At 68.3% G+C, this 13,023-nt stretch carries 10 protein-coding genes; 8 read left to right on the plus strand and 2 right to left on the minus strand.

From position 1 onward, the window contains the following. Nucleotides 1-63 precede the first annotated feature (63 nt). The 6 genes from yajC (at nucleotide 64) to G6N66_RS10195 (ending at nucleotide 8,269) form a co-directional block, all read left to right on the plus strand. Nucleotides 64-441 carry a preprotein translocase subunit YajC gene (gene yajC, locus G6N66_RS10170; RefSeq protein WP_085235471.1) on the plus strand — a complete coding sequence of 126 codons (378 nt, stop codon included), beginning with the start codon at nucleotides 64-66 and terminating at the stop codon, nucleotides 439-441. A 94-nt stretch (nucleotides 442-535) separates the two neighbouring features. Continuing rightward, a complete protein-coding gene (secD, locus tag G6N66_RS10175; protein ID WP_163645806.1) occupies nucleotides 536-2,344 on the plus strand; it encodes a protein translocase subunit SecD in 1,809 nt (602 codons plus the stop codon). Nucleotides 2,345-2,348: 4 nt separating this feature from the next. Further along, nucleotides 2,349-3,656: a protein translocase subunit SecF gene (gene secF, locus G6N66_RS10180; protein WP_085232490.1), complete on the plus strand. Its 1,308-nt coding sequence runs from the start codon at nucleotides 2,349-2,351 to the stop codon at nucleotides 3,654-3,656. Nucleotides 3,657-3,661: 5 nt separating this feature from the next. Beyond that, entirely contained in the window at nucleotides 3,662-5,326 is a 1,665-nt protein-coding gene (locus G6N66_RS10185) for an ABC transporter substrate-binding protein (protein ID WP_085232491.1), read from the plus strand. A 7-nt stretch (nucleotides 5,327-5,333) separates the two neighbouring features. Then, nucleotides 5,334-5,858 carry an adenine phosphoribosyltransferase gene (locus G6N66_RS10190; RefSeq protein ID WP_085232492.1) on the plus strand — a complete coding sequence of 175 codons (525 nt, stop codon included), beginning with the start codon at nucleotides 5,334-5,336 and terminating at the stop codon, nucleotides 5,856-5,858. Between the two features lie 41 nt (nucleotides 5,859-5,899). After that, complete coding sequence (locus tag G6N66_RS10195) at nucleotides 5,900-8,269, plus strand: RelA/SpoT family protein (RefSeq protein ID WP_085232493.1); 2,370 nt, start codon at nucleotides 5,900-5,902, stop codon at nucleotides 8,267-8,269. Nucleotides 8,270-8,368: 99 nt separating this feature from the next. Here G6N66_RS10195 and G6N66_RS10200 read toward each other — a convergent pair whose 3' ends face one another. Then, the gene (locus tag G6N66_RS10200; RefSeq protein WP_085232494.1) at nucleotides 8,369-9,274 is read right to left on the minus strand and encodes a peptidylprolyl isomerase; all 906 of its coding nucleotides are present in this window, start codon (nucleotides 9,272-9,274) and stop codon (nucleotides 8,369-8,371) included. A 157-nt stretch (nucleotides 9,275-9,431) separates the two neighbouring features. Here G6N66_RS10200 and G6N66_RS10205 point away from each other — a divergent pair, with 157 nt between their 5' ends. Together G6N66_RS10205 and hisS are read left to right on the plus strand one after the other, a co-directional pair. Next, complete coding sequence (locus tag G6N66_RS10205) at nucleotides 9,432-10,100, plus strand: MBL fold metallo-hydrolase (protein WP_085232495.1); 669 nt, start codon at nucleotides 9,432-9,434, stop codon at nucleotides 10,098-10,100. 3 nt (nucleotides 10,101-10,103) lie between these two features. Then, the gene (gene hisS, locus G6N66_RS10210; RefSeq protein WP_085232496.1) at nucleotides 10,104-11,375 is read left to right on the plus strand and encodes a histidine--tRNA ligase; all 1,272 of its coding nucleotides are present in this window, start codon (nucleotides 10,104-10,106) and stop codon (nucleotides 11,373-11,375) included. Here hisS and G6N66_RS10215 read toward each other — a convergent pair. Further along, complete coding sequence (locus G6N66_RS10215; protein ID WP_085232582.1) at nucleotides 11,365-13,017, minus strand: PE family protein; 1,653 nt, start codon at nucleotides 13,015-13,017, stop codon at nucleotides 11,365-11,367. The two genes, hisS and G6N66_RS10215, sit on opposite strands and share 11 nt — an antisense overlap. Nucleotides 13,018-13,023: the final 6 nt, after the last annotated feature.

The raw sequence follows: 13,023 nt of genomic DNA on the forward strand, positions 1-13,023 counted from the left end.
TCGTCGGCAGCGCGTCCCAACCGGGTCGTCTGCTGCCGCCCGCGGCCTGCCAGACTGGACGCCATGGAGAGTTTGGTCTTGTTCCTGCCGTTCCTGCTCATCATGGGTGGGTTTATGTACTTCGCATCGCGCCGGCAGAAGCGCGCGATGCAGGCCACCATCGACCTGCACGACTCGCTGCGGCCGGGCGACCGCGTGCACACCACCTCGGGCCTGGAGGCCACCGTCACCGCGATCACCGACGACACCGTCGATTTGGAGATCGCGCCCGGTGTGGTGACCACGTGGATGAAGCTGGCGATCCGCGACAAGATGCTGCCGGATGTCGGTGAGGACTTCGTGGAATACGACGATGACTACGACGAAGACGAGGCCGACGAGTTGGACGCGGCCGACGCCGACGACGCCGGCCACGAGAGTCGCGCCACCAAGGAACTCTGACCGGGAACCCGCTGGGCCGCGCGTGCGCGGCGCGCGCAACCGCGACACGTAGGCTCTGTCGGGGAAAACCGATTCTCAAGGAGATACAAGGAACGTGGCATCGTCTTCGGCGCCGGTGCGTCCTGCCCGCTACCTGTCGGTGTTCCTGGTCCTACTCATCGGCGTCTACCTGCTGGTGTTTCTCACCGGGGACAAGCACGCGCGCCCCAAGCTCGGGATCGATTTGCAGGGCGGCACCCGCGTCACCCTGACCGCCCGCACGCCGGACGGCTCGCGGCCCAGCCGCGACTCGCTGGCGCAGGCCCAGCAGATCATCAGCGCGCGCGTCAACGGGCTGGGCGTTTCCGGGTCGGAGGTGGTCGTCGACGGCGACAACCTGGTGATCACCGTGCCCGGAAACGACGGCAACGAGGCCCGCAACCTCGGCCAGACCGCGCGGCTGTACATCCGGCCGGTGATCCAGGCGGTTCCCGCGCAAAACCCGGAGGCACCCAAGCCCGAGCCGCAGCCGCCCGCCGCGCCGGCGCCCGGTGCCCCCGCGCCCGGTGGCCCCGCGCCCGGCGCCGGACCCGCCCCGACGGGCCAGCCGGCGCCGCCGCCGGCCGGCCAGCCGACCCCGCCACCGCCCGCCCAACCGAGGCCCTACCCGGAGGAACCCACCCCGGCACCCAGCCCGCCGCCCAGTCCCGCCCCAAGCCCGGCGCCCAGTCCCGCTCCGCCCGCGGGCCAGGCGCCCCCGGGCGAGCCGCCGGCCGATGTGCCCGCGCCCCCGGATCCGCGCAAGGATCTCGCCGAGCGCATCGCCGCAGAGAAGAAGTGGCGACAGAGCACCCGCCAGGGCATCCAATTCCTCGCCCTGCAATACCAGGCCACACTGTGCGGCAAGGACGACATCCTGGCTGGCAACGACGACCCGGCCCTGCCCCTGGTTACCTGCTCGCAGGACCATAAGGCCGCCTACCTGCTCGGGCCGTCGATCATCAGCGGCGACCAGATCCAGGACGCGACGTCGGGCCTGAACCAACGCGGTGTCGGCTACGTCGTCGATCTGCAGTTCAAGCCGGCCGCGGCCAATGTCTGGGCCGACTACACCGCCGCCCATGTCGGTGAGCAGACCGCCTTCACCCTGGACTCGCAGGTGGTCAGCGCCCCGCGCATCAACGAAGCGATTCCCGGCGGCCGCACCCAGATCAGCGGCGGCGATCCGCCGTTCAGCGCCGCAACCGCGCGGCAGCTGGCCAACGTCCTGAAGTACGGTTCGTTGCCGCTGTCCTTCGAAGCCTCGGAAGCCCAAACCGTCTCGGCGACACTGGGTTTGACGTCGCTGCGGGCGGGTCTGATCGCGGGCGGAATCGGGTTGATCCTGGTGCTGCTGTATTCGTTGTTCTACTACCGGGCGCTCGGACTGCTCACGGCGTTGTCGTTAATCTGTTCGGGCGCAATGGTTTTCGCGATCCTGGTGCTGCTGGGTAGATACATCAACTACACCCTGGACCTCGCGGGCATCGCGGGCTTGATCATCGGCATCGGCACCACCGCCGACTCGTTCGTGGTGTTCTTCGAACGCATCAAAGACGAGATCCGGGAAGGCCGTTCGTTCCGCTCGGCGGTGCCGCGGGGTTGGGTGCGGGCCCGCAAGACCATCGTGTCGGGCAACGCCGTGACCTTCCTGGCCGCCGCCGTGCTGTACTTCCTGGCGATCGGTCAGGTGAAGGGCTTCGCGTTCACCCTCGGTCTGACCACGATCCTCGACCTGGTGGTGGTGTTCCTGGTGACCTGGCCGCTGGTGTACCTGGCGTCCAAGAATCCGACGATGGCGAAGCCGGCGTTCAACGGCCTGGGGGCCGTCCAGCAGGTTGCGCGCGAACGCCGGGCGGCCGCCTCCACGACGGGACGGGGGTAACGCCATGGCTGCCAAGAAGACCAAGGAAGATGACGCCGCCGTGGAACTCACCGAAGCCAGCGCCGACACCGTCGAGGCGAAATCCACCGCCCCCGCCCTGCCGCACCACAGCTTCCTGTCCCGGCTCTACACCGGCACCGGCGCCTTCGAGGTGGTGGGCCGCCGCAAGCTCTGGTACGGGGTCAGCGGCGCGATCGTCGCGATCGCGGTCCTGTCGATCATCATTCGCGGGTTCACGTTCGGGATCGACTTCAAGGGCGGCACCACGGTGTCGATGCCCGCGGCCGGCGCGACGGGCACGGTCCGGGTCGCCGACGTGTCCGACACCTTCACGAAGGCCGTCGGCCACGGCCCCGAATCGGTGGTGATCGTCGGCAGCGGCTCGTCGGCGACGGTGCAGATCCGCTCCGAGCATCTGACCAACGATCAGACCGCCAAGCTGCGCACCGCCCTGTTCGACGCGTTTGCGCCCAAGGGCACCGACGGCAAGCCCAGCAAGGCGGCGATCAGCGACTCGGCGGTGTCGGAGACCTGGGGTGATCAGATCACCAAGAAGGCGCTGATCGCCCTGGCGGTCTTCCTGGTGCTGGTCGGGCTGTACATCATGGTCCGCTACGAGCGCTACATGGCCATCTCGGCGCTGGCCACGATGGTGTTCGACCTGAGTGTCACCGCCGGCGTGTACGCGCTGGTCGGCTTCGAGGTCACCCCCGCCACCGTCATCGGTCTGCTGACGATCCTGGGCTTCTCGCTCTACGACACGGTCATCGTGTTCGACAAGGTCGAGGAAAACACGCACGACTTCCAGCACAAGACCCGGCGCACCTTCGCCGAGCAGGCCAACCTGGCCATCAACCAGACCTTCATGCGCTCCATCAACACCAGCCTGATCTCGGTGCTGCCGATCCTGGCCCTGATGGTGGTGGCGGTGTGGCTGCTGGGCGTGGGAACACTCAAGGACCTGGCGCTGGTGCAGCTGGTCGGCATCATCGTCGGGACCTACTCGTCGATCTTCTTCGCCACCCCGCTGCTGGTCACGCTGCGCGAACGCACGGAGCTGGTGCGCACCCACACGCGGCGCGTCGGCAAGCGGCGCAGCCCCGGCGCCCGCGCGAGCGCCAACGAGACGGTGACGGAATCAGCCGACCCGGAGCAGGCCTCCGAAAAACCCGAGGACACCGTCGAGGAAAACGCCGAGCCAGCGCCGGAAGCCACCAAGCGCGCACCGAACAAGCCGGCGCCGGGTGCACGGCCGGTGCGGCCCACCGGCGCCCGGCGTCCCACCGGTAAGCGCAACGCCGGCAAGCGGTAGCCACGATGGGGTGTCGGCGAGGGCTTCTGCGCTGGACGCTCGCGGGCATGGCGGCCGTGCTGACGGCGCCGATCGCGCTGACCGGGTGTTCCGGCAGCGCCGCCCCGCAGATCGCCTACGTGGTCGACGGCCCGCTCTCGACCTACAACACCAACACCGTCATCGGTGCGGCCTCGGCCGGCGCGCAGGCATTCGCCCGCACGCTCACCGGCTTCGGCTACCACGGCCCGGACGGGCAGGTGGTCGCCGACCGCGACTTCGGCACGGTATCGGTCGTGGGCGGAGCGCCGCTGGTGCTCGACTACCAGATCGCCGACAACGCGGTGTACTCCGACGGCAAGCCGGTGACCTGCGACGACCTGGTGTTGACCTGGGCGGCGCAATCCGGGCGGTTCCCCAGCTTCCAGGCCGCAAGCCAGGCCGGCTACGTCGACATCGCCAACGTCGAGTGCATGCCCGGGCAGAAGAAGGCCCGCGTCTCGTTCGCCCCGGACCGCAGCGTCGTCGACTACACCCAGCTGTTCACCGCGACGTCGTTGATGCCGTCGCACGTCATCGCCGACCAGCTCAACGTCGACGTGACGGCGGCGTTGCTGGCCAACAACGAGTCGGTCGTGGAGCAGATCGCCAAGCTGTGGAACACCACCTGGGACCTCAAGCCCGGGATCGACCTCAAGCGCTTCCCCTCGTCGGGGCCGTACAAGATCCAGCAGGTGCTGGACGGCGGCGCCGTGGTACTGGTCGCCAACGACCGCTGGTGGGGCCCCAAAGCGATCACCAAGCGGGTCACGGTGTGGCCCCAGGGCGCCGACATCCAGGACCGGGTCAATAACCGCAGCGTCGACGTCGTCGACGTAGCGGTGGGGTCGTCGGGCACGCTGGCCACCCCGGACAACTACCAGCGCAGCGACTCACCCTCGGCTGGAATCGAGCAGCTCATCTTTGGCCTGCAGGGACCGCTGGCGCTGGCCCGCGAACGCCGCGCGCTCGCGTCGTGCACGCCGCGCGACGCGATCGCCAAGGACGCCGGCGTGCCGATCGCCAATTCGCGGCTCAACCCGGCCACCGAGGACGCCATCTCCCAGGGCGACGGTGTCGCCGATGCGGCGCCGTTCGCCAAGGCGGACCCCAATGCCGCCCGCGACGCGCTGGTCGGTGCGTCGCTGACGGTGCGGATCGGCTATCAGGGACCCAACGCGCGGCTGGCGGCCACGATCGGGGCCATCGCCAAATCCTGCGCCCCCGCGGGCATCACCGTCACCGGCGTGGTGCTGGATCCGTTGAAGGATCCCCCGGGCCCGCAGGCGCTGCGGGACGGGAAGATCGACGTGCTGTTGGCCAGCACCGGCGGGGCCACCGGCAGCGGATCGACCGGATCGTCGGCGATGGACGCCTATGACCTGCACACCAACAACGGCAACAACCTGTCCGGCTACTCGAACGCGCAGATCGACGGGTTCATCGGTGCGCTGGCGGTGTCCGCCGACCCCGGCGAGCGGGCTCGGGTGCTGGGCGAGGCCGCGCCGATACTGTGGGCGGACATGCCGACGCTGCCCCTCTACCGGCAGCAGCGCACGCTGCTGATGTCGAAGAAGATGTACGCCGTCACCAAGAACCCGACCCGCTGGGGGGCGGGCTGGAACATGGACCGCTGGGCCCTAGAACAGTGAGCGCACAGTGAGTTCCGTCGCGGACGTGATCGCCTCGCTGACCCGCCAGGTCGCCGATTTCCCGAAGCCGGGGGTGCAGTTCAAGGACCTGACGCCGGTGTTCGCCGATCCCGACGGGCTGGCGGCGGTCACCGACGCGCTCGTCGAGGTCGCCTCCGGCGCCGACCTGGTGGCCGGCATCGACTCGCGGGGGTTCCTGGTCGCGGCGGCGGTGGCCGCGCGGCTGGGGATCGGGGTGCTGGCCATCCGCAAGGGCGGCAAGCTGCCGCCGCCCGTGCACACCGAGCACTACGAGCTGGAATACGGCAGCGCCACCCTGGAGATCCCCGCCGACGGAATCGAGTTGGCCGGCCGCGGCGTCGTGATTGTCGACGACGTGCTAGCCACCGGCGGAACTCTGGCCGCGGCGAAACGTTTGTTAGACAAGGTTGGCGCCGACGTGACCGCGGCCGCAGTGGTGATGGAACTGACGGCCCTGGGCGGTCGCGAGGCGGTGGCCCCGTTGTCGGTATACAGCTTGACCCGCGTTTAACGCGATATCCTCGGATAGGCGAGGTGATTTTGGAGGTTTAAGTGGCGGACGACCAGCGCACGGCGCAAGCTGTGGCGCCGCCTGCCGAGTCACCGGCCCCGCCGCCGGTGTTAGACACGCCCGAGCTGCCGACCGAAACCCTCAAGACTTCCAGCAGCGCCTCGCGCCGGGTCCGGGCCCGGCTGGCGCGGCGGATGACCGCCCAGCGCAGCGCGCTCAACCCGGTGCTCGAACCGCTGGTGGCGGTGCACAAGGAGATCTATCCCAAGGCCGACCTGTCGATGTTGCAGCGCGCCTTCGAGGTCGCCGACAAAAGACATGCCACGCAGCTGCGCCATTCCGGTGATCCCTACATCACCCATCCGCTGGCGGTGGCGAACATCCTGGCCGAATTGGGCATGGACACAACAACTTTGGTGGCCGCACTGCTGCACGACACCGTCGAGGACACCGGGTACACGCTCGCGGCGCTCTCCGAGGAGTTCGGCGAAGAGGTGGGCCATCTCGTCGACGGGGTAACCAAACTGGACCGGGTCGAGCTGGGCAACGCCGCCGAGGGCGAGACCATCCGCAAGATGATCACCGCGATGGCGCGCGACCCGCGGGTGCTGGTGATCAAGGTCGCCGACCGGCTGCACAACATGCGCACCATGCGCTTCCTGCCGCCGGAAAAGCAGGCGCGCAAGGCCCGCGAAACGTTGGAAGTGATTGCGCCACTGGCGCATCGGCTCGGGATGGCCAGCGTCAAGTGGGAGCTGGAAGACCTGTCGTTCGCGATCCTGCACCCCAAGAAGTACGAGGAGATCGTGCGGCTGGTCGCCGGGCGGGCGCCGTCGCGGGACACCTACTTGGCCAAGGTGCGCGCCGAGATCGTCAACACGCTGAACGCGTCGAAGATCAAGGCGACGGTGGAGGGCCGGCCCAAGCACTACTGGTCGATCTACCAGAAGATGATCGTCAAGGGCCGCGACTTCGACGACATCCACGACCTGGTCGGCATCCGCATCCTGTGCGACGAGATCCGCGACTGCTACGCCGCCGTCGGCGTCGTGCACTCGCTGTGGCAGCCGATGGCCGGACGGTTCAAGGACTACATCGCCCAGCCCAGATACGGTGTGTACCAGTCATTGCACACCACGGTGGTCGGGCCCGAGGGCAAACCACTGGAAGTGCAGATCCGCACCCGCGACATGCACCGCACCGCCGAATACGGCATCGCCGCGCACTGGCGTTACAAGGAAGCCAAGGGCCGCAACGGGGTTCCGCATCCGCACGCCGCCGCCGAGATCGACGACATGGCATGGATGCGTCAGCTGCTCGACTGGCAGCGGGAGGCCGCCGACCCTGGCGAATTCCTGGAGTCGCTGCGTTACGACCTTGCGGTGCAAGAGCTTTTCGTGTTCACCCCGAAGGGCGACGTGATCACCCTGCCGACCGGGTCGACGCCGGTGGACTTCGCCTACGCCGTGCACACCGAGGTCGGCCACCGTTGCATCGGCGCGCGGGTCAACGGCCGGCTGGTGGCACTGGAACGCAAACTCGAAAACGGGGAAGTCGTCGAGGTTTTCACGTCCAAGGCGCCCAACGCCGGGCCGTCGCGGGACTGGCAGCAATTCGTGGTGTCGCCGCGGGCCAAGGCCAAGATCCGGCAGTGGTTCGCCAAGGAGCGTCGCGAGGAAGCGCTGGAAGCCGGCAAGGACGCCATGGCCCGCGAGGTGCGCCGCGGTGGACTTCCGTTGCAGCGCTTGATGAATGGGGAGTCCTTGGCCGCGGTCGCCCGCGAGCTGCACTACACCGACGTGTCGGCCCTCTACACCGCGATCGGCGAGGGGCACGTGTCGGCGCGGCACGTCGTGCAGCGGCTGCTGGCCGAGCTCGGGGGTATCGATCAGGCCGAAGAGGAGCTCGCCGAGCGGTCCACGCCGGCGACCATGCCGCGGCGCCCCCGCAGCACCGACGACGTCGGGGTGTCGGTGCCCGGCGCCCCGGGTGTGCTGACCAAGCTGGCCAAGTGCTGCACGCCGGTGCCCGGCGACGCGATCCTGGGCTTCGTCACCCGCGGCGGCGGGGTCAGCGTGCACCGCACCGACTGCACCAACGCGGCGTCGCTGCAGCAACAGTCCGAACGCATCATCGACGTGCTGTGGGCGCCGTCGCCGTCGTCGGTGTTCCTGGTGGCCATTCAGGTCGAGGCGCTCGACCGGCACCGGCTGCTGTCCGACGTGACGCGCGCGCTGGCCGACGAGAAGGTCAACATCCTGTCCGCGTCGGTCACCACCTCCAACGACCGGGTAGCGATCAGCCGCTTCACTTTTGAGATGGGCGACCCGAAGCACCTCGGGCATCTGCTCAACGCGGTCCGCAACGTCGAGGGCGTCTACGACGTGTATCGGGTGACGTCCGCGGCCTAGGCCGCGCCGCCGAAACTGCGTACAGCGCGAAAAAATCGCCAAAATTGCGCACTGAGCGCAGTTTCGATCAGTCGAGGCGCACCGACGCTGCGGGTCAGGCTAGTCCAGCAGCATCGACTTGATGGTGACCTCGGTGGCCGGCGGCCCGTCGTCGCCGCCGCCGGCGACCCCGGCCTTGGCGATCTTGTCCAGGGTGGCCAGCCCGTCGTCCTGGATCTTGCCGAAGACGGTGTAGCCGGGCGGCAGCTGCGAATCCTTGTACACCAGGAAGAATTGGCTGCCGTTGGTGTTCGGGCCGGCGTTGGCCATGGCCAGTGTGCCGCGCGGGTAGACGACGGGCTGCTTCAGTTTCGGGTCGTTCGCCGGGTATTGGTCGGTGGGGTATTCGTTGGCGAACTGGTAGCCCGGACCGCCGGTGCCGTCGTTCTTGGGGTCACCGCACTGCAGGACGGCCAGCTCCGGCGACGTGGTCAGCCGGTGGCACTTGGTGTTGTCGAAGTATTTCTGGCCGATCAGGCTGGCGAAACTGTTGACCGTGCACGGCGATTCGTTGTTGGCCAGCATCAGGCCGATGTTGCCCTGGTTGGTCGACATGCTGACGCTGACATTGGCCGGGTCGGTCGGGACCTTGCCGGTGCGCGGCGCCTTGACCGGCTTGGCGGCGGGCTGGTTCGGCGTGGCCGGGTACTGGCAGTTGGCGCCCACGCTGGCCGACGGCTGGAACGCCGGCATCGGCGCCGCCTGCGGGGTCGGCGCGCCGGGCGTGCTGGGCTCCGGGGAACTGCTGGCGGCGGTGCTGCTGCTGGTCGCCGCCGCGGCCTTGTGCTTGTGGTCGTTGTTGGAGATGACCACGGCGACGACCACCGCGGCGATCACCGCCAGCGAGGCGATGACGCCACCGCTGATTACCAGGATCCGGCGGGTTCGGGCCTGCTTGGCCCGACGCTCCAGCTGGCGTTCGAGTTTGCGCTTGGCTGTCGCGCGTCGCTGTTCGTTGGTCGGCACGGCCGGTGAGCCTCCTGGGTTGATGGTGACGGCCCGCTGCGCCGAGCTTGCGAGCCGCCACGGGTTTCGGTGCGTCGGGCCGAAGTGTCAGCCCAGGCTAATGTGGTCGCCGCGAGGCGTGTCAAACGCCCAGTGTAGGGATGGGAGACTGGGAGCCGTGTTGATCACCGGATTTCCCGCCGGTCTGCTGCAGTGCAACTGCTACGTGCTGGCCGAGGGGCAGGGCGCCGACGCCGTCATCGTCGACCCCGGCCAACGCGCGATGGGCCCGCTGCGGGCCATCCTCGACGAGAATCGGCTCACCCCGGCCGCCGTGCTGATCACCCACGGCCACATCGACCACATGTGGTCCGCGCAGAAGGTGTCCGACACCTACGGGTGCCCCACCTTCATCCATCCCGAGGACCGGTTCATGCTCAAGGACCCGATCCACGGCTACGGCCCGCGGTTGGCCCAGCTGGCGGCGGGCGCGTTCTTCCGCGAGCCCAAGCAGGTCGTCGAGCTGGACCGCGACGGCGACAAGCTCGACGTGGGCAGCGTGACCGTCAACGTCGACCACACCCCGGGGCACACGCGCGGGTCGGTGTGCTTCCGGGCGTCCGGAGACAAATCCGGAGACAAAGATGTCGTCTTCACCGGCGACACGCTGTTCGAGCGGTCGGTCGGCCGCACCGACCTGTTCGGCGGCAGCGGCCGTGACCTGATCACCTCGATCGTGGAAAAACTGTTGGTGCTTGACGACAACACCGTGGTGCTACCCGGGCACGGCAACTCCACGACCATCGGCGCCGAGCGGCGCCTCAACCCGTTTCTCGAAGGTCTGTAGCGGGTGAGCGACTTTTCTGGATTCCAGGCGCCCAAGGGCGTCCCGGACTACGTCCCACCGGATTCGGCGCAGTTCGTCGCGGTGCGCGACGGCCTGCTCACCGCCGCCCGGCGAGCCGGCTATAGCGACCTGGAGCTGCCCGTCTTCGAGGACACCGCGCTGTTCGCTCGCGGCGTCGGCGAATCCACCGACGTGGTGTCCAAGGAGATGTACACCTTCGCCGACCGCGGCGACCGCTCGGTGACGCTGCGGCCCGAGGGCACCGCCGGGGTGGTGCGCGCGGTGATCGAACACGGCCTGGACCGCGGCGCGCTGCCTGTCAAGCTGTGCTACGCGGGCCCGTTCTTCCGCTACGAGCGCCCGCAGGCCGGCCGCTACCGCCAGCTGCAGCAGGTCGGCGTCGAAGCGATCGGTGTCGACGACCCGGCGCTGGACGCCGAGGTGATCGCCGTCGCCGACGCCGGGTTCCGCTCGCTGGGCCTCGACGGGTTCCGGTTGGAGATCACCTCACTCGGGGATGACACCTGCCGCCCGCAATACCGGGAGTTGTTGCAGGACTTCCTGTTTCAGCTCGACCTGGACGAGGAGACCCGAAGACGCGCCGAGATCAACCCGCTGCGGGTGCTCGACGACAAGCGGCCCGAGGTGCGGGCGATGACGGTCGACGCCCCGGTGCTGCTCGATCACCTGTCCGATGGCGCCAAGCGGCACTTCGACACCGTGCTGTCGTATTTGGACGCGCTGGGCGTGCCCTACGTGATCAACCCGCGGATGGTGCGCGGGCTGGACTACTACACCAAGACCACCTTCGAGTTCGTGCATGACGGCCTGGGCGCGCAATCCGGCATCGGCGGCGGCGGCCGCTACGACGGCCTGATGCGCATACTCGGCGGACAAGACTTGTCCGGCATCGGATTCGGGCTCGGCGTGGATCGGACGCTGCTGGCGCTGCGCGCCGAGGGCAAGAGCGTGGGGGAGACCGCGCGCTGCGACGTGTTCGGCGTGCCGCTGAGCGAACGCGCCAAGCTGGCGCTGGCGGTGCTGGCCGGGCAGCTGCGTGCGGCCGGCGTGCGCGTCGACCTGGCCTACGGTGACCGCGGGCTTAAGGGGGCGATGCGCGCGGCGGACCGGTCCGGCGCGCGCATCGCGCTGGTCGCCGGTGACCGCGACATCGAGGCGGGCACCGTCGGGGTGAAGGACCTCGGGACCGGTGATCAGGTCTCGGTGGCGACGGATTCGGTTGTCGCCGAGGTGCTTTCGCGGCTCAGGGGATAGCCTTCTGTAGGTCGGCGATCACCGCTTCGAGCTGACTGATGACGGCGAACCCCTCGAAGGCGAAGGCCAGGGGAATCAGGTAGGTGTCGGTGGCGATGGGTTGGCCGATGGCCGCGAGGAGGTTACCCGCTTGCAGGCCGGCCGCGAACAGGGTCAGGTCGTAGGCGGGCAGGCTGGTCAGCAGCGCATTGGCGACGTCGGCCGTGGGCAGCAGGATCTGGTAGGCGTCCGAGGCCGCCGCGGATAGGGCGTTGACCGCGTTGGAGATGCTGTCGGCGACCTTCACGGGTGAGAACCCGGTGACGAGGGTGGCCGGGTTGGACAAGATGTTGGTCAAGTGCCCGCCGGAAGAGTGGCTCGTTATCGTGCTGGGCAGCAACGGCGCGTGGGGCGCCGCGAATTCAACGTGGATGTCGTGGTTGAAGGCGGCGATGCCCTGATGCGTTCCCGACGCAAGCAGGCCGGGCACTTTCGCGACGTCGCTCATGCTGGGGAACAGGCCGAACTGGGTGGGCACGTTGGCGGGCCCGGTTGACCAGCCGTAGTTCGGGTCGCCGTAGCCCAGGTTGACCAGCACGCGCAGGTCCGGCTGGATGAGGTCGGCCAACGGGTTGCCCACGACGGGGATCGCGCGCAGCGGATCCAGCAACGGCAGATTCGCGGTGGGGATCATGTAGTAGTCGGTCATGGTGGGGCCCACCGTCGTCAGTGGAATCGCATTACTGATCTGAGTGGGGGTCAGGCTTTCATAGGTGGGGTGCACGTAGTAGATCCCGGCCAGCGAGTTGAGATCCGACAGGAAATCGATCGGGTAGCGCGGCACGTCGGCGAAGCCGTCGTACTCCTGGGTGTAAATGGTGGTCGGGTACAGATTGTCGGGCGTGGGGCCGTTGAACGTGATGCCCAGGGCCGGGATGCTCAGGCCGTTCAGCCGTTCGAAGAGGCCGCCGTTGGGATTGTTGGGATTGCCTGTCAGCACGAACGAGACGTCCGAACTCGGCACGTGCTCGGCCGCCAGCAGGGGCATCACCATCGACGAGATCGTCGAACTCTGCGACTCGCCTTTGACGACCACGAAGTTGCCCGCGGCGATCTGCTGCTGAATCGCCGTGTTGAGAATCTGGACGCCTTGGGCTTCGGACACGTCCAGCGTCAGACTCTTCACCCCGGTATAGAGCGCGTAATTCCCTTCCGGCGTAAACAGAGCCTGCGGCGTGACATTCGGGAAAAGGGGCTTGACGAACAGATTGAAATTGGTGGTGACGAAGTGCTCGGTCGGGATCGGCTCGCCGCTGCCGCCGATGATCAATGCCACGCCGGAAGTGGGGTTGACGCGAGGCTGGGTCAGCAGACCGGCGCCGTTGGCCGCCTCGGTGTTGGCATAGGCGCCGGAATTGCCGGACAACGCGCGCACGAACTCGGCATGAAACGCCGCCGCCTGCGCGCCGAGCGTCTGGAAGGCCCGTCCATGCCCGGAAAACAGCTGTGCGACGGCCACCGACACCTCGTCCTCGGCGGCGGCCAGCATGTCCGTCGTTTGCGCCGCCGCGGCCGCGTTGGCCGCGTGGAGCGCTGAACCGATATTGGCCACATCCGTTGCCGCCGAAGCGATCATCTCCGGTGCCGCGGTCACGTACGACATGTCCAC

Source organism: Mycobacterium conspicuum (assembly GCF_010730195.1).
Taxonomy (GTDB): Bacteria; Actinomycetota; Actinomycetes; order Mycobacteriales; family Mycobacteriaceae; genus Mycobacterium; species Mycobacterium conspicuum.

Coding starts and splice junctions, on each gene's coding strand:
- yajC (WP_085235471.1), top strand. CDS start 64: ATGGAGAGTTTGGTCTTGTTCCTGCCGTTCCTGCTCATCATGGGTGGG.
- secF (WP_085232490.1), top strand. CDS start 2,349: ATGGCTGCCAAGAAGACCAAGGAAGATGACGCCGCCGTGGAACTCACC.
- G6N66_RS10185 (WP_085232491.1), top strand. CDS start 3,662: ATGGGGTGTCGGCGAGGGCTTCTGCGCTGGACGCTCGCGGGCATGGCG.
- G6N66_RS10215 (WP_085232582.1), bottom strand. CDS start 13,017: ATGTCGTACGTGACCGCGGCACCGGAGATGATCGCTTCGGCGGCAACG.